Source organism: Castellaniella caeni NBRC 101664, assembly GCF_001592225.1.
In the GTDB taxonomy this organism is placed as follows: domain Bacteria; phylum Pseudomonadota; class Gammaproteobacteria; order Burkholderiales; family Burkholderiaceae_B; genus Castellaniella; species Castellaniella caeni.
Map to the genome: position 1 here is coordinate 12,644 of NZ_BCWN01000002.1, position 25,485 is coordinate 38,128.

At 66.4% G+C, this 25,485-nt stretch carries 22 protein-coding genes and 1 tRNA gene; 9 read left to right on the forward strand and 14 right to left on the reverse strand.

What is annotated here, in order from left to right; translation table 11 throughout:
- Positions 1–6 precede the first annotated feature (6 nt).
- The 6 genes from secG to pdxR form a co-directional block, all read right to left on the reverse strand.
- Positions 7–516: a preprotein translocase subunit SecG gene (gene secG / locus CCA01S_RS01215; protein WP_066452965.1), complete on the reverse strand. Its 510-nt coding sequence runs from the start codon at positions 514–516 to the stop codon at positions 7–9.
- A gap of 22 nt (positions 517–538) precedes the next feature.
- A complete protein-coding gene (gene tpiA, locus CCA01S_RS01220; protein WP_066452970.1) occupies positions 539–1,300 on the reverse strand; it encodes a triose-phosphate isomerase in 762 nt (253 codons plus the stop codon).
- Positions 1,301–1,354: 54 nt separating this feature from the next.
- A tRNA-Leu gene (locus CCA01S_RS01225) sits at positions 1,355–1,439 on the reverse strand.
- A 35-nt stretch (positions 1,440–1,474) separates the two neighbouring features.
- Positions 1,475–3,004: a GGDEF domain-containing protein gene (locus tag CCA01S_RS01230; protein WP_066452972.1), complete on the reverse strand. Its 1,530-nt coding sequence runs from the start codon at positions 3,002–3,004 to the stop codon at positions 1,475–1,477.
- 305 nt (positions 3,005–3,309) lie between these two features.
- Positions 3,310–4,671 (reverse strand): aspartate aminotransferase family protein, encoded by a 1,362-nt coding sequence (locus tag CCA01S_RS01235; RefSeq protein WP_066452973.1) that lies wholly within the window; start codon positions 4,669–4,671, stop codon positions 3,310–3,312.
- On the reverse strand, positions 4,643–6,184 hold the full coding sequence (gene pdxR / locus CCA01S_RS01240) for a MocR-like pyridoxine biosynthesis transcription factor PdxR (protein WP_066452974.1): 1,542 nt from the start codon (positions 6,182–6,184) through the stop codon (positions 4,643–4,645). Before pdxR ends, CCA01S_RS01235 begins: the two co-directional genes overlap by 29 nt.
- Before the next feature lie 225 nt (positions 6,185–6,409).
- On the opposite strand from pdxR, the gene CCA01S_RS01245 reads away from it, so the two are divergent.
- From CCA01S_RS01245 to CCA01S_RS01285, 9 genes are all read left to right on the forward strand, one after another.
- Complete coding sequence (locus CCA01S_RS01245; RefSeq protein WP_103035263.1) at positions 6,410–7,504, forward strand: ABC transporter ATP-binding protein; 1,095 nt, start codon at positions 6,410–6,412, stop codon at positions 7,502–7,504.
- Between the two features lie 27 nt (positions 7,505–7,531).
- Entirely contained in the window at positions 7,532–8,578 is a 1,047-nt protein-coding gene (locus CCA01S_RS01250) for an ABC transporter substrate-binding protein (protein WP_066452981.1), read from the forward strand.
- Between the two features lie 128 nt (positions 8,579–8,706).
- Positions 8,707–9,945 (forward strand): ABC transporter permease, encoded by a 1,239-nt coding sequence (locus tag CCA01S_RS01255; protein WP_373278618.1) that lies wholly within the window; start codon positions 8,707–8,709, stop codon positions 9,943–9,945.
- Between the two features lie 10 nt (positions 9,946–9,955).
- The gene (locus CCA01S_RS01260; protein ID WP_066452982.1) at positions 9,956–10,798 is read left to right on the forward strand and encodes an ABC transporter permease; all 843 of its coding nucleotides are present in this window, start codon (positions 9,956–9,958) and stop codon (positions 10,796–10,798) included.
- 246 nt (positions 10,799–11,044) lie between these two features.
- A complete protein-coding gene (locus tag CCA01S_RS01265) occupies positions 11,045–11,833 on the forward strand; it encodes an SDR family oxidoreductase (protein ID WP_066452983.1) in 789 nt (262 codons plus the stop codon).
- 116 nt (positions 11,834–11,949) lie between these two features.
- Positions 11,950–13,194, forward strand: a complete 1,245-nt coding sequence (locus CCA01S_RS01270) for a styrene monooxygenase/indole monooxygenase family protein (protein WP_066452985.1) — start codon at positions 11,950–11,952, stop codon at positions 13,192–13,194.
- 21 nt (positions 13,195–13,215) lie between these two features.
- Positions 13,216–14,145 (forward strand): SphA family protein, encoded by a 930-nt coding sequence (locus CCA01S_RS01275; protein WP_066452987.1) that lies wholly within the window; start codon positions 13,216–13,218, stop codon positions 14,143–14,145.
- 98 nt (positions 14,146–14,243) lie between these two features.
- The gene (locus tag CCA01S_RS01280) at positions 14,244–15,035 is read left to right on the forward strand and encodes a cyclase family protein (RefSeq protein ID WP_066452989.1); all 792 of its coding nucleotides are present in this window, start codon (positions 14,244–14,246) and stop codon (positions 15,033–15,035) included.
- A gap of 3 nt (positions 15,036–15,038) precedes the next feature.
- Positions 15,039–16,646, forward strand: coding sequence for a phytoene desaturase family protein (locus CCA01S_RS01285; protein ID WP_066452991.1), 1,608 nt, complete (start codon positions 15,039–15,041; stop codon positions 16,644–16,646).
- Positions 16,647–16,703: 57 nt separating this feature from the next.
- Here CCA01S_RS01285 and CCA01S_RS01290 read toward each other — a convergent pair whose 3' ends face one another.
- The 8 genes from CCA01S_RS01290 to CCA01S_RS01325 form a co-directional block, all read right to left on the reverse strand.
- Entirely contained in the window at positions 16,704–17,717 is a 1,014-nt protein-coding gene (locus tag CCA01S_RS01290) for an AraC family transcriptional regulator (protein ID WP_066452992.1), read from the reverse strand.
- 182 nt (positions 17,718–17,899) lie between these two features.
- Entirely contained in the window at positions 17,900–18,817 is a 918-nt protein-coding gene (locus tag CCA01S_RS01295; RefSeq protein ID WP_180984150.1) for a delta(1)-pyrroline-2-carboxylate reductase family protein, read from the reverse strand.
- Between the two features lie 18 nt (positions 18,818–18,835).
- Complete coding sequence (locus CCA01S_RS01300; protein ID WP_269747417.1) at positions 18,836–19,549, reverse strand: amino acid ABC transporter ATP-binding protein; 714 nt, start codon at positions 19,547–19,549, stop codon at positions 18,836–18,838.
- A 100-nt stretch (positions 19,550–19,649) separates the two neighbouring features.
- Positions 19,650–20,918 (reverse strand): NAD(P)/FAD-dependent oxidoreductase, encoded by a 1,269-nt coding sequence (locus CCA01S_RS01305; protein ID WP_066452998.1) that lies wholly within the window; start codon positions 20,916–20,918, stop codon positions 19,650–19,652.
- Between the two features lie 12 nt (positions 20,919–20,930).
- Positions 20,931–21,647 (reverse strand): ABC transporter permease, encoded by a 717-nt coding sequence (locus tag CCA01S_RS01310; protein ID WP_066453002.1) that lies wholly within the window; start codon positions 21,645–21,647, stop codon positions 20,931–20,933.
- Complete coding sequence (locus CCA01S_RS01315) at positions 21,647–22,363, reverse strand: ABC transporter permease (protein WP_066453003.1); 717 nt, start codon at positions 22,361–22,363, stop codon at positions 21,647–21,649. The genes CCA01S_RS01310 and CCA01S_RS01315 overlap by 1 nt, the downstream gene beginning before the upstream one ends.
- A gap of 26 nt (positions 22,364–22,389) precedes the next feature.
- Complete coding sequence (locus CCA01S_RS01320; protein ID WP_066453005.1) at positions 22,390–23,151, reverse strand: transporter substrate-binding domain-containing protein; 762 nt, start codon at positions 23,149–23,151, stop codon at positions 22,390–22,392.
- Positions 23,152–23,234: 83 nt separating this feature from the next.
- Positions 23,235–25,436: a putative bifunctional diguanylate cyclase/phosphodiesterase gene (locus CCA01S_RS01325; RefSeq protein ID WP_084386303.1), complete on the reverse strand. Its 2,202-nt coding sequence runs from the start codon at positions 25,434–25,436 to the stop codon at positions 23,235–23,237.
- Positions 25,437–25,485 lie beyond the last annotated feature (49 nt).

Consider the following 25,485-nt stretch of genomic DNA (forward strand, 5'->3'; position numbering starts at 1 on the left):
AACGAATTACTTGCTTGGCGTTGAGGGAACGCTCTGGTCGGCACCGACAGCGGGTGCCGCAGGCACGGACGGGACGGCCGCATCGGAGTTGGCGGCAGCCTTGCCGGCGGAAGACGCGGCGTCAGACGCAGCCTTGTTCGCGGCAGCGGCTGGGGCGGCGGGCACAGCATTGCCCAGGTCAGGGACGGCGGAACCCGTGGCAGGCGCGGCTTCTTTGGTGGTGGTGGACGACGAGGTAAAGCCCTGCATGATGCCGGATTCGAGCGGCGAGCCCGCGGGATGGTGCGCGATCCAGGCCAGACCGATGGTGGTGGCAAAGAACAACACGGCGGCCCACTTGGTGGCACGCGACAAGAAATTGGCCGCCCCGGCAGACCCAAATACACTGCCCGCCGAACCACTGCCGAAGGCGGCACCCATGTCGGCGCCCTTGCCCTGCTGCAGCAAGACCAGCACGATGATCAGAAGCGAGGAAATGACCTGCAACGTGAGCAGGATCGAGGAAAACCATTGCATGATGTGAGAGCTCCGGGGGGGCTTAAGCGACTGCAGCCGCGATATTCAAAAATTCTTCTGCCACGAGCGAGGCGCCACCGACCAGGGCGCCGTCGATGTCGGGCTGGGCGAACAGGGCCGCCGCGTTGGCCGCCTTGACGCTGCCGCCATACAAAACACGGGTATTGGCTGCGCCGCTCTTGCCCAGCGCCGCACGAATGAGCGCGTGGATCGCCTGTGCCTGCTCGGGGCTGGCGGTGCGGCCCGTGCCAATGGCCCAGACGGGCTCGTAGGCAATGACCAGCCGCGACAGAGCCTCGGCACCCAGTGCCAGGACGGGTTCGAGCTGATCGCCGATGACGCATTCGGCATCGCCCGCGTCACGGTCGGACAGGGTTTCGCCGACGCAGACAACAGGCGTCAGCCCCGCTGCCAGCGCCGCAGCCGCCTTGGCGGCCACCAGCGCGCTGGACTCGCCATGCAGTGCGCGGCGCTCGGAGTGCCCGCACAAGACCCAGGTGCAACCGAAGTCGGCCAGCATGGCCGCCGAGACTTCGCCCGTATAGGCGCCACGTTCGTGCACGCTGACGTCTTGCGCACCCCATGACAGTGGAGTGTCCGCCAGGGCCTCGCGCACTTGCGCCAGATAGGGAAAGGGCACGGTCACCGCCAGTTCTGTGGCGCCACCGCGACCCTGCCCCGCCGCCAAGCCGGCCAGCAGCGCGGCATTCTCTGCGAGACTGCCATGCATTTTCCAGTTGCCCATGACAAGGCGCGTACGGGGTTGGCTGTGAACCTGGCTCATCGCGATAGCGGTCTATTTGAAATTAGATAACTCTTGATTGTAGCGTGATTTAAATGGTGCTCCCAGCCGGAATCGAACCGGCACGCCCGAAAGCGAGGGATTTTAAGTCCCTTGCGTCTACCTATTCCGCCATGGGAGCACGCCCTGAAAGGCGTGTATTGTACCTGCACCGGCTCACCCGCCGACGGTCTGGGTCGCATCCAGGCCCAGCTCGACTGACCGGATGCAGTGGCGTCCGGCGTGCTTGGCCGCGTAGAGCTGGGCGTCGGCCTGATCGACCAGCTCATGCACTGTCATGCCGGGGGCGACCAGGGTGACCAGGCCGATGCTGATGGTGAGCCGACCAGTGCCCGCCAGAGCGTTGGGCAGATCCAGCGCATCCACCGCGTCGACGATGCGCTGCGCCAGCAGCCGCGCATCGGCGGCGGCGGTGCCGGGCAGCAGGCAGGCGAATTCCTCGCCGCCAAAGCGGGCCACCAGATCGCTGGCGCGGCTGACGCTGGCGGCCATCACCCGGGCCACCGCACGCAGATAGTCGTCGCCCACCAGGTGGCCATAGTGATCGTTGACGCACTTGAAATGGTCAACATCGGCGATCAACAGGCTCAGGGGCAGGTGCGAGCGCTGTTGGCGCGCGTGCTCATGCGCCAATACTTGATCGAAATGCACGCGGTTGGCGAGCTGAGTGAGCCCGTCTTTCTGGCTTTGACGCTCGAGCGTCTGGTAGGCGGTCTGCAGTTCGCGCTGCTGGGCCTCGACCTGCCGGTTGCGGCCGGCCAGCTGGCGCGCGAGGCGCCGGTAGCGGCGGGTGAAGATGAAAAAGATCAGCGCCAGCAAGGCGGCCGCTGCCAAGCCCGCCTGCAGCAGCAGACGCTGGCTGCGCTCGGCGACGTAGCGATCGATGAGGATGCGCTCGCCGTCCTCGTGCTCCGCCACCGACCGCGACACGTCCATCACCGCCAGATAACGGTCGAAAGCCGCCGCCAGACGCTGGTGCGCGGGCGACGGGCTCAGGTAAAAGCGATAGCCACGCGGAAACTCGTGGATCGTGTGCACGACCTCCAGGTTGAAGTAGTCATGCTGAAAACGCTTTTCCGTGAAGATGTTCCGGTTGAACACGGCGACGTCGATTTCACCTTCCTGCAGCGCCCGGAACAGGCCGTCGCTGGAGGTGAGATCGTAGGCTATCAGGCGCGTGGCCGGCACGATGTTTCGCAGCACCGACTCGAACGCGACGCCCTTGACCACGCCCACGCGCAGCCGTGACAGATCCGCCAGGCTGGTGACGGCCAGGCGGCGCCCCTTGCGGGCAATCACGGCGTAGTAGCTGTCGTAGTACGGCTGGGTGAAGACGCCGCCCGCGGCGCGCTCGGGCGTCAGGCTCAGGGGCAGAAACAGGTCAGCACGGCCCGACTGCACCATCGCAATCTTGTCGGCCACGGTGATGTTTCGCTCGGGCAGGATGTCGTAGTGCAGGCCCAGTTCTTGAGCGATGAAGCACAGGACGTCGATCGCCACGCCGCTGTAGGTGTGGTGATCTTCGTCATAACGCGCCATGGGCGGCGCATTGACGGCCACCACACGCAGCGGCGGCAAGGCGCGAAACTCGGCCAGCTGCTGCGCGCTGAACGCCACGGGTTCGGTCAGGCGGACGCGGGTAGCGTCTTCGCAGGCCTGCGCCACGGGCGCGATCACCAGGCTCATCAGCCCGCTCAGCAAAAATGGCGCGTACCGCCAGCCTCGTGTACCGAAGGGCGCCGTGCAAACGGGCAGGAAGGTCTGGAATAAATGAATCAAGAAGATGTTCAGTGAACTTGATGGCTCAATGTTACCAGTCGTCATGCTTTCATGAGCACGAAAAGCCCGTTCTTGCCGACAACAGGGGGCCACGGCACCTTGCCCGGCCCGATGCCGACGGGCCCGCCGCCCAGGGTCAGCAGGCGCACGCTCGGCGCAGAACCCCGGTCTCCGACGCGGCCCCCGGACACCGGGGGCCGCACACACTGATTTTAGAGCGCCCGCGCCACCGCATCGATCGATTGCTTGAGGCAGCCGACCAGGTCATCGACCTGGGCTTCGCTGATGATGAGCGGCGGGCAGATGGCCACGCTGTCTTTGATGCCGCGCAGGATGAGGCCGTTGTCTTGTGCCTGCTTGACCACCTTGGCGCCGACCGAGCCCGCGGGCTCGAAGGATGCGCGGGTGTCTTTGTTGGACACCAGCTCGACGGCGGCGATGAGCCCCATGCCGCGCACCTCGCCTACCAGCGGATGGTCGGCCAGGGCGCGCAGCTTGCTTTGCAGGATGGCGCCCACGCGAGCGGCGTTGTCCACCAGCTTGCGCTCTTCGATGATGGCGATGTTCTCCAGCGCCACCGCCGTGGCCACGGGGTGGCCGCTGGCCGTGTAGCCGTGGCCGAAGGTGCCCAGCTCGCCCGAATGGTGCGCGATGACGGAGGCCACCCGCTCGTTGATGAGCACGGCGGCCAGCGGCTGGTACGACGAGGTGATCTGCTTGGACAGCGTCATGAAGTCGGGCTCGATGCCAAACGGCTTGGAGGCGAACATGTGGCCGGTGCGACCAAAGCCCGTGATGACTTCGTCGGCGATCACCAGCACGTCGTACTTGCGGCACACGGCCTGCATCTTGGGCCAGTAGGTTTCGGGCGGCACGATGACGCCGCCCGCCCCCATGATGGGTTCGCCGATGAAGGCGGCCACGGTCTCGGGGCCTTCGTCCACGATCATGGCTTCGAGTTCGGCGGCCAGGCGATCGGCAAAGGCGCTTTGCGATTCGCCCGGCTGCGCCTGGTGATACCAGTGCGGGCAGCGCACGTGGCGAATCTGCGGCAGGGGCAGATCGAAGTCTTTGTGCAGGTAAGGCAGGCCCGTGAGGCTGGCGGCGGCCACGGTGACGCCGTGATAGCCGCTGTGGCGGGCAATGATCTTCTTTTTCTTGGTGCGCCCCAGGGCGTTGTTGTAGTACCAGACCATCTTCACGATGGTGTCGTTGGCCTCGGAGCCCGAATTGGTGAAGAAGGCCTGCGCCATGCGGCCCTCGGTGAGCCCGATCAGCTTTTCCGCCAGCCGGATGGACGGCACGTTGGTCTTGTGGCTGAAGGTGTGATAGAAGGGCAGGCATTCCATCTGACGCCGGGCGGCCTCGGCCAGACGCGGTTCGCTGAAGCCCAGCGCCACGCTCCACAGGCCCGACATGCCTTCAATGTAGCGCTTGCCCGACGTGTCGAAGACGTAGATGCCTTCGCCGCGTTCCATGATGCACGGGCCCTGCACCCGGTGTTGTTCTGCGTTGGTGTACGAGTGCAGCTGAAAATTGATGTCGCTACGTGCCAGTGCGTCTTGTGTCGTCATGACGACCCCCTTTGGAGTGAGAAGATTGCAGATAACGGCCAATGACGCGCGCGAGCACATCAAAGGCGGGCCGGATCTCGTCAGGCGTCACCCCGGCATAACCCAGCAACAGCCCGGATCGCGCATGCGCCCGATCCAGGTAATACGTGCTGAGGGGGCGGCTGATGACCCCCTCTTGCAAGGCGTTGCGCACGACGACTTCGTCGTCCACCCCTTCGGGCAGGGCCAACACCAGGTGCAGGCCGGCGTCGCCGCCCACCACTTCGAGCGTGTCGCCAAAGTGCCGGTGGATGGCCTCGATGAGACAGTCGCGCCGCTCGGCATAGCGGCGGCGCACACGCCGGATGTGCGAGCCCATGTGGCCTTCGCGCAGGAATTCGTCGAGCACGGCGTGGTTGACCATATTGCCTTCGCGGTAGAGCTCGGCCACCGCGTCGGCAAAGGCGGGCGCCAGCGCGGGCGGTGCCACCAGAAACCCCACGCGCAGGCCCGGATACAAGGTCTTGCTGAAGCTGCCGGCGTAAATGACACGGCCCGATTCATCCATGCCCTGCAGCGAGGACAGCGGGCGCGTGCCGTAGCGGAATTCGCTGTCATAGTCGTCTTCGAGGATCCAGCACGAGGTCTGGCGCGCGTAGTCGAGCAGCATGCGGCGCCGCGCGAGGCTCATGACCATGCCCAGCGGGTACTGGTGCGAGGGCGCCACCACGATGAGACGCGGGGGCTGGCGGTGGCTGTCGCCGTCGGGGGAAATGCCTTCGTCATCCACGCGCACCGGCACCACTTTGAGCCCGGCGGACGCCACCAGATTGCGCACGCCCCAGTACGCGGGTTCTTCGACCCAGACCGTGTCGCCTGGGTCGCACAGCAGGCGCACCGTGACATCCACCGCCTGGTGGATGCCGGTGGTCATGACCACCTGCTTGGCCGAGCCGCGCACCGAACGCACGCTGCCCAGGTAATCGGCAATGGACTGGCGCAGCGGCCCGTAACCGCCCGCCGGCGCATAGCGCATGAGATCCCAGGGGCCTGTGCGCCACAGACGATTCTGGATGCGCATCCAGACCTTGAGCGGAAACTCGCGCACGTCGGGCACGCCCGGCATGAACGCCCCGGCCTGCAGGTTGGAAAAGCCCAGGTGAGCCAGCAGCGCCTGGCCCCGACGAGAGAGTTCGAGGCTGGGCGGGGCGTGCTCGTCGGCCCGCACGGCGGCCACCGGACGTTCGAGCGCGCCAGGAAGCTCTTGGCTGATGTCTTCGACGTAGGTGCCCCGCCCCACGCCGGCGCGTACATAGCCTTCTTCGGCCAGCTGGTCGTAGACCTGCAGCACGGTATTGCGGGCGATGCCCAGCTCGGCGGCCAGATCGCGGGTGGACGGCAGGCGGGTGCCCGCGGACAGGTGGCCTTCGAGTATGGCTCTACAGATCAGCTTGTATAAACGCAGATAGACAGGGCCATCTGCCGGAACTAAAAATGCCCTGAGCAACCATTCAGAGAGAAGAAAGGCTTCCAAATTGGCTCCATCAAAATTAGATAATTGGGTCTATTTGACAAACCAAAACCTCAGTATAGTGAAAAAAACGAAACGCGGATACCGCGTACAAACCACGGAGACCAAGCCATGAATCACGCGCTTCCCCTGACAATCCCGGATGGTTCCCATCGACCGGACATGGGTATCCTTCCTCTCGTACTCAACGCCTGATCGGGCGCTGCATCTGTCCCGGAGGTTTTGCCGATGTCCGCTGCAATGCCCGCCGAACCCCTGGTGCGTTTCCAAGGGGTTCAAAAGTCCTACGATGGCGCAAGCCTGGTGGTTCGAGACCTCAATCTCGACATCTACCCGGGCGAGTTCCTCTCGCTGCTGGGCCCATCGGGCTCTGGCAAGACCACCTGTCTGATGATGCTGGCCGGTTTTGAAACCCCCACCGGGGGCGACATTCTGCTCGATGGCCAGCGCCTGAACGACGTGCCGCCGCACCACCGCAACCTGGGCATGGTGTTTCAAAACTACGCGCTGTTTCCGCACCTGACGGTCGAGCAGAACCTCGAATACCCGCTCAAGGTGCGCAAGGTGGCGCCGGCCGATCGCACGCGGCGCGTCCACGAAGCCCTGGGCATGGTGCAGATGCAAAGCTTTGCCAAGCGCTACCCGGCCCAGCTCTCGGGCGGCCAGCAACAGCGCGTGGCCCTGGCCCGGGCGCTCGTCTTCGAACCCAAGATCGTGCTCATGGATGAACCGCTGGGCGCACTGGACAAGCAGCTGCGCGAACACATGCAGCTCGAACTCAAGGCGCTGCACCGCCAGCTGGGCATCACCTTCGTCTACGTCACGCACGACCAAAGCGAAGCGCTCACCATGAGCAACCGCATTGCCGTGTTCAACCAGGGCATCATCCAGCAGGTGTCCGCCGCCGATACGCTGTACGAGACGCCCTGCAACCGCTTCGTGGCGGGTTTCGTGGGCGACAGCAACCAATTTCCAGGCACCGTGCGCCAGACCGACGGCGAGCACTGCCAGGTCGCGCTCAACGACGGCACCCTCATTGAAGGCATCAACGTCCAGCACCTGACGGCGGGTGCCCCCTGCGTGGTGGCGATCCGCCCCGAACGCATCGAACCCGGCGCGCACGACGGCCAGCCCAACCGCTTCCAGGCGCGAACCGTCGATGAGGTCTACCTGGGCGACCACGTGCGCCTACGCTGCCGCATCGGTGAATCGGAAACCTTTTTCGTCAAGATGCCTCTGGCTGCGAACCCGGAAGCACAGACCCGCGGGCAGGACATCGCCCTGAAGGTCGATCGCCAATACGTTCGCGTCTTCCAACCCTGATACCGCCATTCCACCGGAGACAAGCCCATGAAACCCCGTTCACTGCTCGTGGCCCTCGCCCTGTCCACCCCGCTGGCCCTGCTGGCCCAGGGCCCGGCCCAGGCCCGCGACCTCACCGTCGTCAACTTCGGCGGCGCCAATGGCGACGCCCAGACCGCCGCCTTCATCAAGCCCTACGAAAAAGAATCCGGCAAGAAGATCATCCCCGTCGCCTATAACGGCGAACAAGCCAAGGTCAAGGCCATGGTGCAGGCAGGCAACGTGGTGTGGGACGCGGTCGAAGTCGAAACCGGCGACCTGGGCCGCGGCTGCGAAGAAGGCACCTACGAGAACATCGACTGGTCCACCGTGCTCAATAAAGAAGACATGGTGCCCGGCGCGCTCAAGTACTGCGGGGTGGGCACCTTCGTGTGGTCCACCGTGCTGGCCTACAACGGCGACGCCCTGAAGACCGCGCCCACCAGCTGGGCCGATTTCTGGGACGTGAAGAAATTCCCCGGCAAGCGCGGCCTGCGCAAGGGCGCGCACTACAACCTCGAATTCGCGCTGATGGCCGACGGCGTGGCGCCCAAGGACGTCTACACCGTGCTCGCCACCCCCGAGGGCGTGGATCGCGCCTTCAAGAAGCTCGACGAACTCAAGCCCAACATCCAGTGGTGGGAGGCCGGCGCCCAGCCGCCGCAAATGCTCACGGCGGGCGATGTGGTGATGTCCTCGGCCTATAACGGGCGCATCGACGCCGCGCAGCGCGAAGGCCGCAACCTGAAAATCTCCTGGCCGGGCAGCGTCTACGACTTCGACTACTGGGTCATCCCCACGGGTTCGGCCAACAAAGAGCAGGCCATCGAATTCATCAAATACGCCAGTTCGCCCAAGGCCCAGGCGGCCTACTCCGAGCACATTGCCTACGGCCCCGTCAGCAAGCGCGCCATCGGGCTGCTCAGCCGCGAAGTGCTGGCCAAGGTGCCCAATTCGCCCGACAACGTCAAGGATGCGATTTTCAACAATCTTGAATTCTGGACAGACCACGGCGAAGAACTTGAACAGCGTTTCACGGCCTGGGCCGCCCGCTGATCTCGGATAAGCTCCCCGGCTGACGCCTGCTCAGCCGCCTGGCACCCGCCGTGCCGAGCACCGCCGCTCGGCGCGGGCGACGGGCGCCAGGGCCATCCATTTCGGATCGGCCCACCCCGCAAGGTGAGATGATGGACACCACTCTAGAGAACCCGGCAGCCATCCGGCACGCACTTCGGACGACACAGCGCCGCCGCACGGCCCGCGCCCTGATCCTGATCGGGCCGCTGGCGCTTTTTCTGCTGATCATCTTCGTCATCCCGATCGCCTCGCTGCTCACCCGCGCCATCGACAACCCCGAAGTCATCCAGACTTTGCCGCGCACCCTGCAGGCCCTGCAAGGCTGGGATCACGCCGCGCCGGTGCCGCCCGCGGCCTACCGCGCCCTGAGCGACGACCTGGGCAAGGCGAAAAACTCCCGCGCCGTGGGCGAACTGGCCCGGCGCCTGAACTACGAGATCTCAGGCTATCGTTCGCTCATCTTCAAGACGGCGCGCAAGGCCCCCCTGCATGCCGATACCGATGCGGCGGCCCGCGACGCGCTCATCGCCCTGGACAAGCGCTGGGACGAACCACGCTACTGGCAGGCCATCGCCGGCAACGACCACGCCTGGTCGTCGTACTATCTGCTGGCGTCGCTCGACCTGCGGGTGGACAGCCACGGCGACATCGTCTCCATTCCGCCGGACGTGTCCGCCTTTCGCGCGATCTTCACGCGCACCTTCGTCATCAGCCTGGTGGTCACGCTGGTCTGCCTGGTGCTGGGCTACCCGCTGGCCTACTGGATCACGCGCCTGAGCAAGCGCAAGGCCAATCTGGTGCTCATCTGCATCCTGATCCCCTTCTGGACGTCCGTGCTGGTGCGCATTGCCGCCTGGGTGGTGCTGCTGCAGCGCGAAGGCCTCATCAACAGCGGCCTGATGCACCTGGGGATCATCTCCGAACCCCTGCCCCTGCTGTTCAACCGCCTGGGCGTCTACATCGCCATGGTGCACATCCTGCTGCCCTTCATGGTGCTGCCGCTCTACAGCGTGATGCAGTCGGTGCCGCCCAGCTACCAGCGCGCCGCGATTTCGCTGGGCAGCCACCCCTTCGCCGCCTTCTGGCGCGTCTACGTGCCGCAGACCTATCCGGGGGTCGCCGCGGGCTCGCTGCTGGTCTTCATCATCGCCATCGGCTACTACATCACCCCGGCGCTGCTGGGCGGCGCCAGCGACCAGATGATCAGCTACTACGTGGCGTACTTCACCAACCAGACGATCAACTGGGGCATGGCCAGCGCGCTGGGCTTGCTGCTGCTGGCGGGCACCCTGCTGCTCTACGCCCTGTACCGCCGAATCTCCGGCAAAGAACTCGCGCTCAGCTAAGAAGGCCAGCATGCTCAAGACCCCATTGCCCCCTTATGCATCCGCCAGCGAGCGGCTCTGGTACTACACCCTGCGCACGCTGTGCGGGCTGATCCTGCTGTTTCTGCTGCTGCCGGTGCTGGTCATCATTCCACTGTCGTTCAGCGACAGCACGATGCTCATCTACCCTATCCAGTCCTTTTCCACGCACTGGTACACGACGCTGTTTCACTCCGACGAATGGATGCGCGCCACGCGCAACAGCTTCATCGTGGCGCCCGCCGCCACGCTCATCGCCACGGTGCTGGGCACGCTGGCCGCCGCCGGCCTGCACCGCGCGCAGTTTCCCGGCAAGGGGCTGCTGATGGCCGTGCTCATCTCGCCCATGATCGTGCCGCTGGTGGTCACCGGCCTGGGCATCTACCTGTTTTTCGCGCCCTACGGCCTGGTCAACAGCTACCCGGGGCTCATCCTGGCGCTGGCAGCCATCGGCGCCCCCTTCGTGGTCACTACCGTCTCGGCCACGCTGCAGGGCTTCGATCCGAATCTGCTGCGCGCCAGCTACAGCCTGGGCGTGGGGCCCATCGAAACCTTCTTCAAGATCACCCTGCCCATCATCGCTCCCGGCGTGATCGCCGGGGCCCTGTTCGCCTTCGCCACGGCCTTCGACGAAATCGTCATCACCCTGTTTCTGGCGGGGCCCGAGCAAGTCACCCTGCCGCGGCAGATGTTCACCGGTATCCGCGAGAACATCAGCCCGGTGATTGCGGCGGTCGCCACCATCCTGATCCTCTTTTCCACCAGCCTGCTGCTGGTGCTCGAATGGCTGCGCGGGCGGGCCGCCGCCAAGACGACACGCGTCGACGCAGAATAGACCGACACGGCGCAGCCGACCCCCGCGGCTCCCGCCAGAACCGAGGGGCGGCGCGCACCGACCCGCGTCTGCCATGACACCGCCCAGCGGCAATAAGCGCAATCCGCGGATAAGCGCCGCACTATCGTGATAGGCCTGCCCGGCATTCTTCAGCACTATTCAATTCATAACTAAAGCAATATCGGTCTTTGATGAAAGCGCCGGTTTTTGCACCGAATAGTCGAGCAAGAATGCCAAGGAGGCAGCATGAAGGGACTCAAGGACACAGTGGTCATCGTCACAGGTGGCGCCACACTGATCGGCGCGGGCGTCGTCCAGGCGCTGCGCGGCTACGGCGCCCGGGTGGCCGTCTTCGACATCGATGTCGAGGGGGGCCGACGTCTGCAGGCAAGCGACCCGGACGGCATCCGCTTCTGGCCAGTGGACATCACCGACGACGAACAGCTGCAAGAGGGCATCGCCGCCGTGGTCAACCATTTCGGACGGCTCGGCGGCCTGGTCAACCTGGCGGCCACCTATCTCGACGAAGGGCGGCAATCAGGACGCAATGACTGGCTGGCCGCGCTCAACGTCAACCTGGTGAGCGCCGTCATGGCCTGCCGGGCGGCGCACCCCTACCTGGCACAGGCCGGGGGCGGGGCCATCGTCAACTTCACCAGCATTTCGTCCAAGGTGGCGCAGGCCGGGCGCTGGCTCTACCCCGTCTCCAAGGCGGGCCTCGTGCAGCTGACGCGCAACCTGGCCCTGGATTTCGCCGCCGACGGCATCCGCGTCAATTCAGTCTCTCCCGGCTGGACGTGGTCGCGCGTCATGGACGAGCTCACGGGCGGTGACCGCGCCAAGACCGACCGGGTCGCGCGCGACTTTCACCTGCTGGGGCGCGTGGGCGACCCGCGCGAGGTGGGCGACGTCGTGGCCTTCCTGCTCTCGGAACACGCCTCGTTCGTGACGGGTGCCGATTATGCCGTGGACGGCGGCTACTCGGCCATGGGGCCGGAACAGGCCAGCGCCGCCATCCCGCGCCTGGCGCAATAGTCCCCGGCCATCGACCAAACCCCATGCACGAGCGGCGTTCGGGCAAGCGCGCGCCGTGCAGCAAGCTGCACAAGATTCCCATTCGGGAACACCTCGCCCCCCAAAGGAGAACACACATGTCACGCATAGCAATCGTGGGCGCGGGCCAATCCGGCCTGCCCCTGGCCTTCGGGCTGCTGGAAAAAGGCTACGAAGTCACTGTCGTCACCAACCGCACACCGACGGACATCCGCCAGGGCAGCATCATGTCGAGCCAGTGCATTTTCGACCCGGCACTGCAGATCGAACGCGACTTGCACATCAACGACTGGGACGATGTCTGCCCGCCCGTGGAGGGCATCGCTTATACGGTTCCCCACCCGCAAGACCCGACGGCAAAGGCCATCGACTGGAGCGCGCGCCTGCACAAACCGGCTCAGTCGGTGGATCAGCGCGTGAAGATGGCCGCCTGGCTGGAAAAACTCGAAGCCCAGGGCGGCCAGGTGCTGATCCAGAACGTGGGCGTACCCGAACTGGAAGCGCTCACGCAAAATCACGACCTGGTGCTGCTGTCGGCGGGCAAGGGCGACGTGGTGCGGCTCTTCGAGCGCGACGCGACCCGCTCGCCGTTCGACAAGCCGCAGCGGGCCCTGGCGCTGACCCAGATTCACGGCCTGGAGCCCAAGCCGGACTACTCGCGCGTGTCCTTCAACCTGCTGCCCGGGATCGGCGAGTACTTCGTCTTTCCCGCCTATACGCTGAGCGGCCCGTGCGACATCATGGTGTTCGAAGGGGTGCCCGGCGGCCCCCTGGATTTCTGGCGCGACGTCCACTCGCCGCAAGAACACCTGGCGGCCTCACGGCGTTTTCTGGACACCTATCTGCCCTGGGAAGGCGCCCGCGCCCGCCACGTGGAACTGACCGACAGCAAGAGCGTGCTGGCGGGCGCGTTCGCCCCCACCGTGCGCAAACCCGTGCTCACCCTGCCCTCGGGCCGCCTGGTGTTCGGCATGGGCGACGCCGTGTGCGTCAACGACCCCATCACGGGCCAGGGTTCAAACAACGCCACCAAGGCGGCCAAGGTCTATCTGGACGCCATCCTCGCCCACGGCGACCAGCCCTATACGCGCGGCTGGATGGAGCAGACCTTCGAAGCCTTCTGGGACTATGCCCGCTGGGTCGTGGAATGGACGAATTCTCTGCTCACCCCGCCGCCGCCCCAGGCCCTCAAGCTGCTGGGGGCCGCCAACCAGTCACCCGCGCTGGCGAGCTTCCTGGCTAATGGTTTCAACCACCCACCCGCTTATTTCCCCGCCTGGCACGACATGCAGGCCGCCGAGCGTCTGATCCAGGAACACCAGCCCGCCACCGCCGCCACCTGATCCCATACCGGAGACCTACCCATGAAGCTCAAGACATGCGCAACGGCGCTGACCCTGGCCCTTGGCCTTTGCCTGACGGCCCAGGCCAAGGAAGGCGCGGATCAATACCCCAACGGCGCGGAAAACTGGCTGGCCGGAGCCGTGCCGCCCCCCGGCAGCTATTTCCTCAACTACGCGGGCTACTACAGCGGCAAGCTGCGCGACGGCAATGGCGACAAGGTCGGCGGCGCCAGTGTGGACGCCTGGTTCGACGCGCTGCGCTTCATTCACATCACCGAGCACCAGATCCTGGGCGGCAACTGGGGCTGGCACATCATCGCGCCGCTGGTGCACCAGCGCATCCGCATGGGCGGCGGCGCGGATACGGAGTCCAGCCTGGGGGACATCACCATCAGCCCCTTCATTTTGTCCTGGCATCGGGGCAGCTGGCACTGGGTGGCGGCCCTGGATGTCTACGCCCCCACGGGCGACTATCACTCCGGCGAGCCGCGGCGCAGCATCGGCGCCAACTACTGGAGCTTCGAGCCGGTCTTTGCCGCCACGTACCTCAATGCGCAGGGCTGGGAGGCTTCGGCCAAATTCATGTACAACATGAAGACCACCAACACCTCGTTCAGCCCGGTCAAGGGCGGCCCGAAAATGGACTACCGCTCGGGCGACGAATTTCATGCCGATTTCCTGCTGGGCAAGCATTTCGGCCCCTGGGCCGTGGGGGTCTCGGGCTACTACCTGCAGCAGACCACCAACGATGAACTCGACGGCCAGGCGATCTCCCCGGCGCTGGGCCCCTGGTCCGAAGGCCGCAAGGGACGCGTGCTGGCCTTCGGCCCCAGCGTCAACTACACCACCAAGAAGGGCCTGCAACTCACCGCGCAATGGCAACACGAAACCCTGGTGGAAAACCGTTTTGGCGGCGACAAATTCTGGCTCAAGCTCGTCATGCCGCTCTGAACACCGTCCCCTCGTCATCATCCGCGCATGGCACACACGCCGCGCCGTGCGCGGCATCCCTGGCGCCAGACCCCGCCATTTTCTCCCGGAGACCCCTCATGAGCATCGACACTTCGGCTTTCCTGCCCGCGCTGGCCACCCGACTGGCCTCGGGCCAGATTCGCGTGATCGACCTGACCCAGACCCTGAGCCCCTCATTCCCGGCCCTGCAGTTGCCGCCGCAGTTCGGCCAAGTGCAAGGTTTCCAGATTGAACGCATCTCGTGCTACGACGAGGCGGGCCCGGCCTGGTACTGGAACAACTTCTCGTGCGGCGAGCACACGGGCACCCACTTCGACGCACCCGCCCACTGGATCACGGGCCGCGAGCACCCCGACAACAGCGTCGATACCATTCCAGCACACCAATTCGTCGCGCCCGCCGTGGTGATCGACGCCAGCGCCGAAGTCGCCACCGATGACGACTGGTTGCTGACAGCCGATTTTCTCAAAGCCTGGGAGCAGCGCCACGGCCGCATACCCCAGGGCGCCTGGGTGCTGTTTCGCACCGATTGGTCGCTGCGCGCGCAAGACGCCCAGGCCTTTCTCAACATGCGCGAAGACGGCGCGCACACGCCCGGCCCCACCCAGGAGGCGGTGGAATGGATGATCCACGAGCGCGCCGTGCACGGCTTCGGCGTCGAGACCATCAACACCGATGCGGGGCAATCCCATGCCTGGCCCACGGCCTACCCCTGCCATACGCTGATGCACGGCGCCAACCGCTACGGCCTGCAATGTCTGAAGAATCTGGATCAGCTGCCGCCGCAAGGGGCGCTCATTCTGTCGGCGCCGCTGAAGATCGAGGGCGGTTCAGGCAGTCCCCTGCGCGTTCTGGCCCTGGTGGAGTGAGGCATGAACACAGGCGCGGTTCCTCATGTGATCTTCGTCGGCAGCGGCATCAATTCGCTGGTGGGCGCGGCCCTGCTGGCGCTGCGCGGCAAACGGGTGCTGGTACTCGAACGCAATGCGCGCGCGGGCGGCTGCATCCGCACCGAAGAACTGTTTCCGGGCTACCACCACGAGGTGATGTCTTCCTGGTATCCGCTCTTCGTCGGCAGCCCCGGCTACGCCGAGCTGCGCCCGGCGCTGGAAGCCGCCGGCGTCACGTTTCTGTACTCGGACTACGCCACCGGCCTGGCGCAGCCCGATGGCCAGGCGCTGGCGCTGCGGCAAGATCTTGCCGATGCGGTACGGCGCCTCGAAGCGCTCGCGCCCGGCGACGGCAAGGCGCTCGAAGCCGCCGCGGCCCAGCTGTTCGGCACCGACGCCGCGTTGACGTTCGGCCTGCTGGGCCAGAATCTGTACGGACGCGGCCTGCTCAAGCTGCTGTTCAAAGAATGGCGTAAACGCGGCGTGGACGGCCTGGCCGCCTATGCCGCGCGGGCACTGGAAAGCTTCCGTCGCTGGTCGGAACACGCCTTGCAGTCGGCCCAGTCCCGGGCGCTGATGGCACCCTGGACGCTGCACTCGGGGCTGGGCCCGGACGACGCCTCATCCGCCCTGATTGGCAAACTGACGCTGGCCGCCGTCGTCAGCGCGGGCATGCCCGTGGTCAAGGGTGGCGGCTCGCGCCTGGTTGAAGCGCTCGTGCGCATCATCGAACAGCACGGCGGACAGCTGCTGACCGACGCCCAGGCCCAGCGTATCGAACTGCATGGCCAGGGTCGGCGGCAGCGTGCCAACAGCGTGCAGCTGACCGACGGGCGCCGCTTTCAGGCCCAAGAGGCCGTGGTCTGCAACGTCACGCCCCAACAGCTCTACGGCCGCCTGCTGCCCCAGGCCCCGGAGGCCATCCAGGCGCACGCCGCCGCTTACCGCTACGGGCGCGGGGACATGCAGATCCACTTTGCGCTCAACGCGCCGCCCGCATGGCGCAACCCCGAACTGCTGCAAGTGCCCCTGGTGCACCTGACCGAGAGTCTGGAGCAGGTCTGCGCCTCGGTCACGGCAGCCAACAATGGCTGGCTGCCCGAGCGTCCGACCCTGGGCATCGGCCAGCCCGTGGCCGTCGATGCATCACGCGCGCCGGCGGGCGCCTGGATACTCTGGATTCAGATGCAGGAGCTGCCCAGCCGTATCAAGGGCGACGTCGCCGGACAGATTGACGTCCCGGCGGACGGCCGCTGGACGGAGGCGGTGCGCGAGGCCTTTGCCGACCGGGTGCAGCAGCGCCTGGAAACCGTGATGCCGGGGCTGCAGGCGCGCATCGTGGGGCGGCGGGCCTATTCGCCCGCGGATCTGGAAGCACTGAACTGCAACCTGGTGGGCGGCGACCCCTATTCCGGCATCTGTTCGCCCGACCAGTTCTTCTGGCTCAGGCCCTTTGCCGGCAGCCACGGCGCGCGCGGCAACCACACGCACGTGCGCAATGTCTACCACGTGGGAGCCAGCAGCCACCCCGGGCCAGGCCTGGGCGCGGGCTCCGGCTGCCTGGTGGCCGACATGATTGCCCCCCGCTAAAACCGCAGCCACGCCCCCCGACGCCCGCGCTTCATGAACCGGGGGCGGCGGGGGCGACTAAGCGCGGCGGCGCAGGGTCTGGCCGGGCGTTTCGCCATAGCGGCGCTTGTAGTCGGTGCTGAAGCGCCCCATGTGCGAGAAGCCCCAGCGCAAGGCGACCCCTGTCACGTTGCCTGTGGCGCCGCCCAGCAGCTCGGCGCGCACCCGCTGCAGGCGCAGATCGCGCAAATAATTCATGGGGCTGGTGCCGAGAAAATCCCGAAAACCGGCGTACAGGCTGCGTACGCTGATGCCCGCCACCAGAGCGAGCTGTTCGACCGAGACGGGTTCGTGCGCATGCGCCTGAAGATAATCCTGGGCGCGGCGCACGTGCCGCGGCAAAATCGTGGTGCAGCGCACTGGCGGCGCGTCGGTATAGTTGTGCCGGTGCGCCGCCAGCAGCACCGAGGCTGCCAGTTGTTCGACGCTGGAGACTACAAGCTTGTGCTGCGAGAAATCGGGGCACTGCGCTGCGCAATCGGCCAGGTACGCAAGCAGGCTGCGCCAGGGGAAGCTCTCTCGCCAGCGAAAGCCCAGGTCGAAGCGCAGCGGCGCATCGAGCGGATGTCCAAGCAGACCCACCAGGGTACGCTCAAGCAAAGAGCCCGACAGCCGCAGCATGAGCTGGTCGTTGCCAGCGCCCCAGTGCATATGCACCTCGTCATCCGGATTGAGCACCGAGGCCAGCTCGGTATCGGAATCAATGGCCTGCCCGCCACTGCGGATGTCGGCGCAGCCATGGAGCGGCATCTGCACCAGGAAAAAGTCACCCAGCGGATCGGGCTCGATACACACGGCGGCGCCATAGCGCAAATGGCTGAGCGACACCTCGCCCAGACCGAAGTGATGCATGGCGGCATCCAGGCTTTTGCCGCTGCCCGGCACGCGCAGGCGGTGGGACTGCATGACGCCGCTGACCCGCAGCTGGGTTTCTTCGAGGTCGCCCGACGCGAACAGCAGGCGATCCGGACAATCGAGCAAGTGGCAGATGGCCGTGGGCATTCGTCCCGGCCCGCTATGCGAAGTCAGCATGTGAAATCCTCACCATCCGACTCTTATAGCGGCCCCCTGTTCTTAACATCCATCAAGAAAAACCCTGAGCCGATCCCGGCGCCTGGCCGCTGACCGCGGCTGCTATCCGCATGCTGCAGACTCGTGTGCGCAACGGCCCGACAGCGCGCAGGAAGCCGGTGGCGGCTGCATCCCGGCGCGTGTCAGCCCGCGTTCGCCAGCGCGCAGCGGGCGGCGGCGAGATCCCAGGCGGCGCAGCCCACGGATTTGAAAACAGCGGGCTGGCGCGCGGGCTGGCGCCCCATGACCAGATCGGCCAGGCTGTGGACGGATGCCCAGTCGATGCCGGCCTGGATGAAGTCGCCCGCCTCGTGGCGCGCGCCCACCAGGTCATCGACGTACAGGGCGCTGGCGCCCAGGGTGCGGGCACCGATCTCGGCCAGGTCTTCGCGGTAGGCCCCCACGCCGATCACCAGGCGTTCGGGACGAGCGGCCTCGTCGTAGATGGGCCGCGCGCTGGTCGTGGCGGTGATGAGCAGATCGGCCGCGGCGGCAACCGTGTCCGCGGCGCGCACCCGTCCGTCGGCAAAGCCCTGCGCAAAAGCCTGCGCCTGAGCAAGCGTGCGCCCAATGACGTCGATGCGGACGTCCGGGTACAGCGCCAGCAAGGCCTCGGCATGGACGTGGGCCTGGGCCCCGGTGCCAAAGATGGCCGCGTGGCGCGGCGCCGGCGCGGGCAGCAGGTACTGCACCCCCAGCATCGACACCGCGGCCGTGCGCCGGGTGGTGACGGTGGGGCCGTCGAGCAGCAGGCGCAGCTGTCCGGTGACGCTGTCGTAGACTGACACCACGCCGTTGAGCGTGGGCAAGCCCAGCGCGCGGTTGGCCGGGGTGATGTTGGCCAGCTTGTGGATGCTGACGTCGGGCGCCGTGGCCGGCATGGACAGCATGGTGCCGCTTTCCGTGGGCAGCGGCACCGCCTGCCGGGCGGGGGCCTGGATGCGGCCCGCCGCGAGATCCTGGGCGGCCTGCGCCAATGCCTGCATCAGCGGGGCGAAAGGCAGCAGCGCGCGGGTGCGGGCGGCGTCGGCGTATTGAACCGGGGTCGTCGAAGAAGGCATGGTCAGCAGCTCCTGGCGCTACAAGATTTGCCGCAGGAACGTCTGCGCGCGTTCCGTGCGTGGGGAATCGAAAAACTCGCCGGGTGCGGTATCTTCCAGCAGGTGTCCTTCGTCCAGAAACAGGATGCGCTCGGCCACGCGCCGGGCAAAGCCCATTTCGTGCGTGACGCACAGCATGGTCATCCCGGTCTGCGCCAGACGCACCATGACTTCGAGCACCTCTTTGACCATCTCGGGGTCGAGCGCCGCCGTGGGCTCGTCAAAGAGCATGATTTCCGGTTCGAGGCAGATGGCGCGGGCAATGGCCACGCGCTGCTGCTGGCCGCCCGAAAGCTGGGTGGGATACTTGGCGGCCTGGTTGGCGATGCCCACCTGGTCGAGATAATGCAGGGCGCACTCGGCGGCGGCCTGCTTGCCCAGCTTCTTGACCGAGCGCAGCGCCAGCGTGCAATTGTCGAGCACCGACATGTGCGGAAACAGATTGAAGTGCTGAAACACCATGCCCACCTTGCGCAACGCCTGGGTCGCGGCGGGCGAGGCCTGGCCGAGATCGGCCCCCAGCACGGCCAGGTGTCCCTGGTCGATGCGTTCGAGCTGGTTGACGCAGCGGATGAGCGTCGATTTGCCCGAACCCGACGGGCCGCACAGCACAATGCGCTCGCCGCGCGCCACCTGCAGATCGATCGCGTGCAGCGCCTGATAGTTGCCGTACCACTTGTTCACCTGGCGCATCTCGACCACGGGCGCCGCCTGCGCGGCGTCTGGCCGGGCCGCGGCCGACGAGGAGGAATGCGCGGAATCGGAAGCAGTATCGTTCATGCCAAGCGTGGGGTCACAAGAAACGGGCGGCGCGGTAAGGCGCGGGGTTGGTGAGAGGGGTTTCGCGCGTCATCAGTTCGGCCAGCAGGCGGCCCGACACCGCCCCCAGCGTCATGCCATGGTGCGCATGGCCAAAGTTCAGCCACAGCCCTGGATGCCGCGGCGCGGGGCCGATGATGGGCCGCATGTCCGGCAGGCAGGGGCGCCGCCCCATCCAGGGTTGGGCTTCGATGGCCGCGCCCAGCGGAAAGATGTGGCTTGCCAGCGCGTGGGCGCGGCGGATCTGCGTGGTCGAGGGCGCGGCCCCCGGCCGGGCCAGCTCGATGCCCGTGGTCAGGCGGATGCCCTGCCGCATGGGGGCCAGCACGTAGCCACCCGCCGAATCGCAGATCGGGCGCGTCAACGCGGGGGCGTCGGCGCGCGGCTGGTAATGCAGGTGATAGCCGCGCTTGAGCGCCAGCGGAAAACGGTAGCCCAGGGGTTCGAGCAGCGCCGGAGAATCCGGCCCCAGCGCCACCACCAGGTCGGTGGCCGCATAGGCCTGCGCCCCGGCCACCACCCGCCACCCTGTGCCTGTGGGCTCGATGCGCTGCGCACAGGCGGTCAGCAGCTGCCCGCCGCCCGCCTCGAACAGCTGCGCGTATCCCCGCACCAGTTCGCCCGGCGCGGTGATCGTCCAGGGGTCGAGCCAATGCACGCCGCCGCGCAAGGCGGGCAGCACGCCCGGTTCACGCGCGCGCAGAGCCTGGGCATCCAGCACCTCGAAGCGCAGGCCGTGCGCGCTCAGCGCGCGTGCCTCGGCGGCGGCCTGTTCCAGGCCGCGCGCTTTGCGGTAGACGTCGATCCAGCCATCTTGCCGGATGAGCCGCTCCAGCCCCGCCGCCTCGATGAAGGGCTGGTGCTCGCGGATGCTGCCTTCAATGAGCGGCAGCATGTCGCGCGCCGCCGCCGCGAGCGCGCGTGGCGCCGACTCGCGCCAGTAGCGCCACAGCCAGCGCGCCAAGCCCGGCAGGGCGTCGAGCCGGTAGCAGACGTCGGCCTCGCGATTGAACGCGTAGCGCAAGATGCGCTTGAAATCGTGCGGGAAGGCATAAGGGACGACGCTGGAGCGCTCGATGAGCCCGGCATTGCCATAGCTGGTGCCCGAGCCTGGCTCTGCCTGGTCGAGCAGGCAGACCCGGCGGCCCCGCTGCCGCAGGTGCAGCGCAGTGCATACGCCGATGATGCCCGCCCCCAGGACGATGACGTCGTACGCGGGCGGCTGCGCGGTGGTTGGTGTCATGCGGCGCCCCCCCTACCCGGCCAAGTGCCGGGACAAGCGGGCCTCGGCCCGCTTGAGCCCACGGCGCAGCAGTTCGACGATGAGCAGGTAGAACACCGCCGCCCAGAGATACGCCGCGAAGTCGAAGCTGCGCGAATAGGCCAGACGCGCCACCCCCATCAGGTCATAGATGGTGACCAGCGAGGCAATGGCACTGGCCTTGACCATCAGGATGAGTTCGTTGCCCAGGGGGCCGATGGCCACCAGCATCGACTGGGGCAGCACCACCTTGAAAAAGCGCGTGGCGCGGCCCAGGCCCAGCGCGTGACAGGCCTCGAGCTGGCCTTTGGGAATCGCCAACAGGCTGCCGCGAAAAATTTCGGCCTGGTAAGCGGCGGTGTTCAACGTGAACGCGAGCACCGTGCAATACCAGGGATCGCGGAAAAACCACCAGAGGTTGACCTGCTGCAGCCAGGGGCGAAACGAACTCATGCCGTAGTACACCAGGAACAGCTGGGCCAGCAGCGGCGAGCCGCGCAGCACGTAGATGTAGGCACGGCAAAAATATTGCAGCGACTTGCGCGGCGACTGGCGGCCCAACGCCAGCAGCAGCCCCAGGGCCATGCCGACGAAATACGACAGGGCGACGAGTTCGACCGTGACCCACAGGCCTTCGAGCATGCGCGGCCCGTAGCGCTCGACCAGCGGCGACTGCAGCAGCGGCGCAAGCAGCGTCTGCCAGGCATCCATCAGCGGGCCTCCTGGGCGTGGCGCCCGAAGTAGCGCTCGGCGGCCGAGAAGGCCAGCCCGGAGACGGCGGACAGGATGAGGTACAGAATGCAGGCCGCGCCGTAGAACAGCACGGGCTCTTTGGTGGCCGAAACGGCCAGGTTGGTCTGGCGCATGATGTCCACCAGCGAAATCGTGGACACCAGGGACGAATCTTTCAGCAGCGTGAGCCAGTTGTTGGACAGACCTGGCAAGGCGATACGCAGCAGCTGCGGCAGCGTCACCCGAAACAGCGTGGTGGTGCGCGACAGCCCCAGGGCATGTGCGGCCTCGAACTGGCCACGCGGCAAGGCCTTGTAGGCCCCCAGCCAGACTTCGCTGGAAAACGCCGCCAGCACCAGGCTGAAGGCAATGACAGCGGCCACGAAGGCGTTGAGCGTGCCTTCCATCACGTAGCCAAAGCGCGCCATGAGCGCATTGATGGCGATCTGCGAGCCGTAATACACCAGAAACAGCGTCAGCAGTTCGGGCAGACCGCGAAAGACGGTGGAAAAGACCGTGGCCAGGGCGCGCGGCACGCGATGGCGCGAGCGCGTGCCCATGGCCAGCAGCAAGCCCAGCGGCAGGCCGAAAGGCACGCAACACAGCGACATGGTGAGCGTGACGACGGCGCCTGCCAGCAGGGCGCCGCCCCAGCCGCCGTCGCCAAACCCCAGCAGAAACAGAGAATCAAGCATGCAAGACGCGCTGAGGGCCTGCGGCCTTAATAGATGTCCATGCCGAAGTAGCGCTGGGAAATCTTCTGATAGATGCCCTGCTCGCGGATGGTCTGGATGGCCGTGTTGAAGCGCTCGCGCAGGGCGTCGTCACCCTTGCGGACGGCGATGCTGGTGTCGCCCTCGGTGCCCGGGATGTCGCCCAGCAGGCGGCAGCAGTTTTCGCTGTGCTTGTTCATCCATTCGATGAGCGGGTATTTGTCGTGTACGACGCCGTCCAGACGACCCACGATGAGATCGCTGCCGGCTTCGTCAGGCGTGGGGTACAGGCGAATCTCGGCCCCCGCCTTGCCGTAGACGTCTTCGGCATACTGGCTTTGGGTGGTGGAGGACTGCGCGCCCAGGGTCTTGCCCTTGAACGAGGCGGGCTGGGTGTCCTTGATGTCGGAATCCTTGGCCACGGCCACCGCCAGCATGGTGCGGTAGTAGGGCTTGGTGAAGTCCACCTGCTTGGCACGCTCGGGGGTGTCCACCATCGACGACACCACGGCATCGAACTTGCGCGCCATCAGTGCCGGGATCATGCCGTCCCAATCCTGGGCCACCAGAGTGCATTCGGCTTTCATGGCGGTGCACAGGGCGCGGGCGATGTCCACATCGAAGCCTTCGAGCTGCCCGGACGCCGTCACGGTGTTGAACGGCGGATAGGCGCCTTCGATCCCGATGCGCACGGTATCGGCGGACGCGGCCGCACTGGCCAGGCCCAACGTTGCTGCCAGGAGAAAGCCGGGGATGAAGCGGTTTTTCATGGTGACATCCTGAATAGGGAGGAAACGTGCAAGTATAAGACGATTGGCGGGCTTTCTCAGGCCGCCGCTCACACAGCCACCGCTCACACGCCCTGTCCGGACGCCGGATTCGCGCGCACCAGCGCCGTGAAACGACCGAGCGGAACGGGTCGGCTGAACAGGTAGCCTTGCCAGTGGCGGCAGCCCTGCGCCAGCAGAAAGGCTTTCTGCGCCTCGGTTTCCACGCCCTCGGCGATGACCCGCAGGCCGAACGTCGAGCCCAGGGCCACCAGGGTGCGCACGATGGCGGCGTCGTTGGGGTCGCGCAGCACGTCGCGCACGAAGCTCTGGTCGATCTTCAGCTGGTCGAGCGGCAGGCGCTTGAGATACGCCAGGGAGGAATACCCCGTGCCGAAGTCATCCAGCGAAAACCGCAGGCCGCGCGCCTTGAGCCGTACCATCTTGGCGATCGTGTCCTCGACGTCCTGCAGCAGCAGGCCCTCGGTCAGTTCGAGTTCGAGCAGCGACGGGTCGGCCCCCGTGTCGGCAAGCGCGTCGAGCACCCGCGCCACGAAATCATCCTGGTAGAACTGCAGGGGGCTGATGTTGACGGACAAGGTCAGGCCGGCCAGCCGCGGGTCGGTGGCCCAGGCCGCCAGCTGCTGGCAGGCCGCGCGCAGCATCGCCTCGCCCAGGGGCTGGATGAGCCCGGTTTCCTCGGCCAGGGGGATGAACGCCGCCGGAGGCACCAGCCCCTGACGCGGGTGGTGCCAGCGCACCAGGATCTCGGCCCCGATGATGCGCCCGTCGCACACCTGAGCCTGGTAATACGGTTCGAGCTGCCCCTGTTCGAGCGCGACGCGCAAATCCGACTCGAGCGCCGCGCGTTCGCTGACCAGCGCCTGGGCCCGCGCGTCGTAAAAACACAGCACGTCGCGCCCCGACGCCTTGGCCTGGTAGAGGGCGACGTCCACCTGCCGCAGCAGTTCGTCGGGGCTCTCCGCGCGACCCTGGAACACCGCCGCGCCAATGCTGGCCGTCGTGCGGTAGGACTCGCCGTCCAGCAAAAAAGGCGCGCGCAAGGCCGCCAGCACGCGCTCACCCAGCTCGCCGGCGTGTGCCGCGGCCTGCGTCGGCGTCGGACGATCGGCATCGAGCACCAGCACGAAGGCATCGCCCCCATGCCGGGCCAGTACGTCTTCGGTCCGCACCTGCCCGCGCAGGCGCTGGGCCACCTGGCGCAGCAGCTGGTCGCCGCAATCGTGCCCGCGAACTTCGTTGAGCAGCTTGAAACGGTCGAGATCCAGCATCAGCACGGCACCACACTGCTTGCGCAACACGCTGCGGCTCAGGGCCGTGTCCAGGCGATCCCGGAGCAGACGCCAGTTGGCCAGCCCGGTGAGCGGGTCGTAATAGGCCAGGTAGTTGATCTGTTCTTCGGCGGCCTTGTAGCGGCTGAGATCCTCAAAGATGAGGATTTCATTGTGCCCCAGGGCAATGCCTGACAAGGCTACGCTGCAGATGCCGCCGTCGGCCCGGCACACGTCGTACTCGGCGCGGGCGATCTGCCCCGCATGGGCCTGGCTGCACGCGGCGTGCCAGCGCGACAGCGCCTGCGCGCGCACGTCGGGGTCGGGAAAGGCCCGCGTCCACCAGGCCCCGGCGCCGACCAGGTCGCGCCACGTATAGCCCGTGATGTCAACGAAGTGGCGATTGTGGAAGATGGCTTGCCCGTCCGGGCCCGACAGGAGAATGCCCACGGGCAGGTGGTCGAGAATGCTGCGCAGCTGCTCTTCGCTGCGGCGCAAGGTATCCTGCATGCGCCGCCGCTCGGTGATGTCCTGAATGACCCCGACGTTGTAGCGGGGCACGCCGCCCTCCTGCAGCACCGGGGCGACGGTGAGATCGACCCAGACCATGCTGCCGTCCTTGCGCAACTGGCGCTTTTCCATCTGGAACGACGCGCGTCGGCCTCGCTGCAGTTCGTCGCGCAGATCCAGGTTGAGCTGGTAATCGCTCGCCTCGGAAATGTCGCGGACACTGCGCCCCTGCAGCTCATCACGCGTATAACCCAGGATGTCGCAATATTTCTGGTTGACGCGCTCGAAGCAGCCCGTGCGCATATCGACCAGCGCTACGCCCACCGCCGCCTGGTCGAACACGGCTTGCAGGCGTTTCTCGCTTTCGAGCAAGGCCGCGCGCGACCGTCTGGCGCCGACAAGCGCGGCACCCCCGCGCCGCAGCAGGCGCTGCGCGAAAGCGAAGAGGGCCGCCCCCCGGCGGCCGATGGCATGCAAAACAGACATGAACGTCGCGCGAACAACCCTATTGAATATCTGGATTATGCCCGACGAA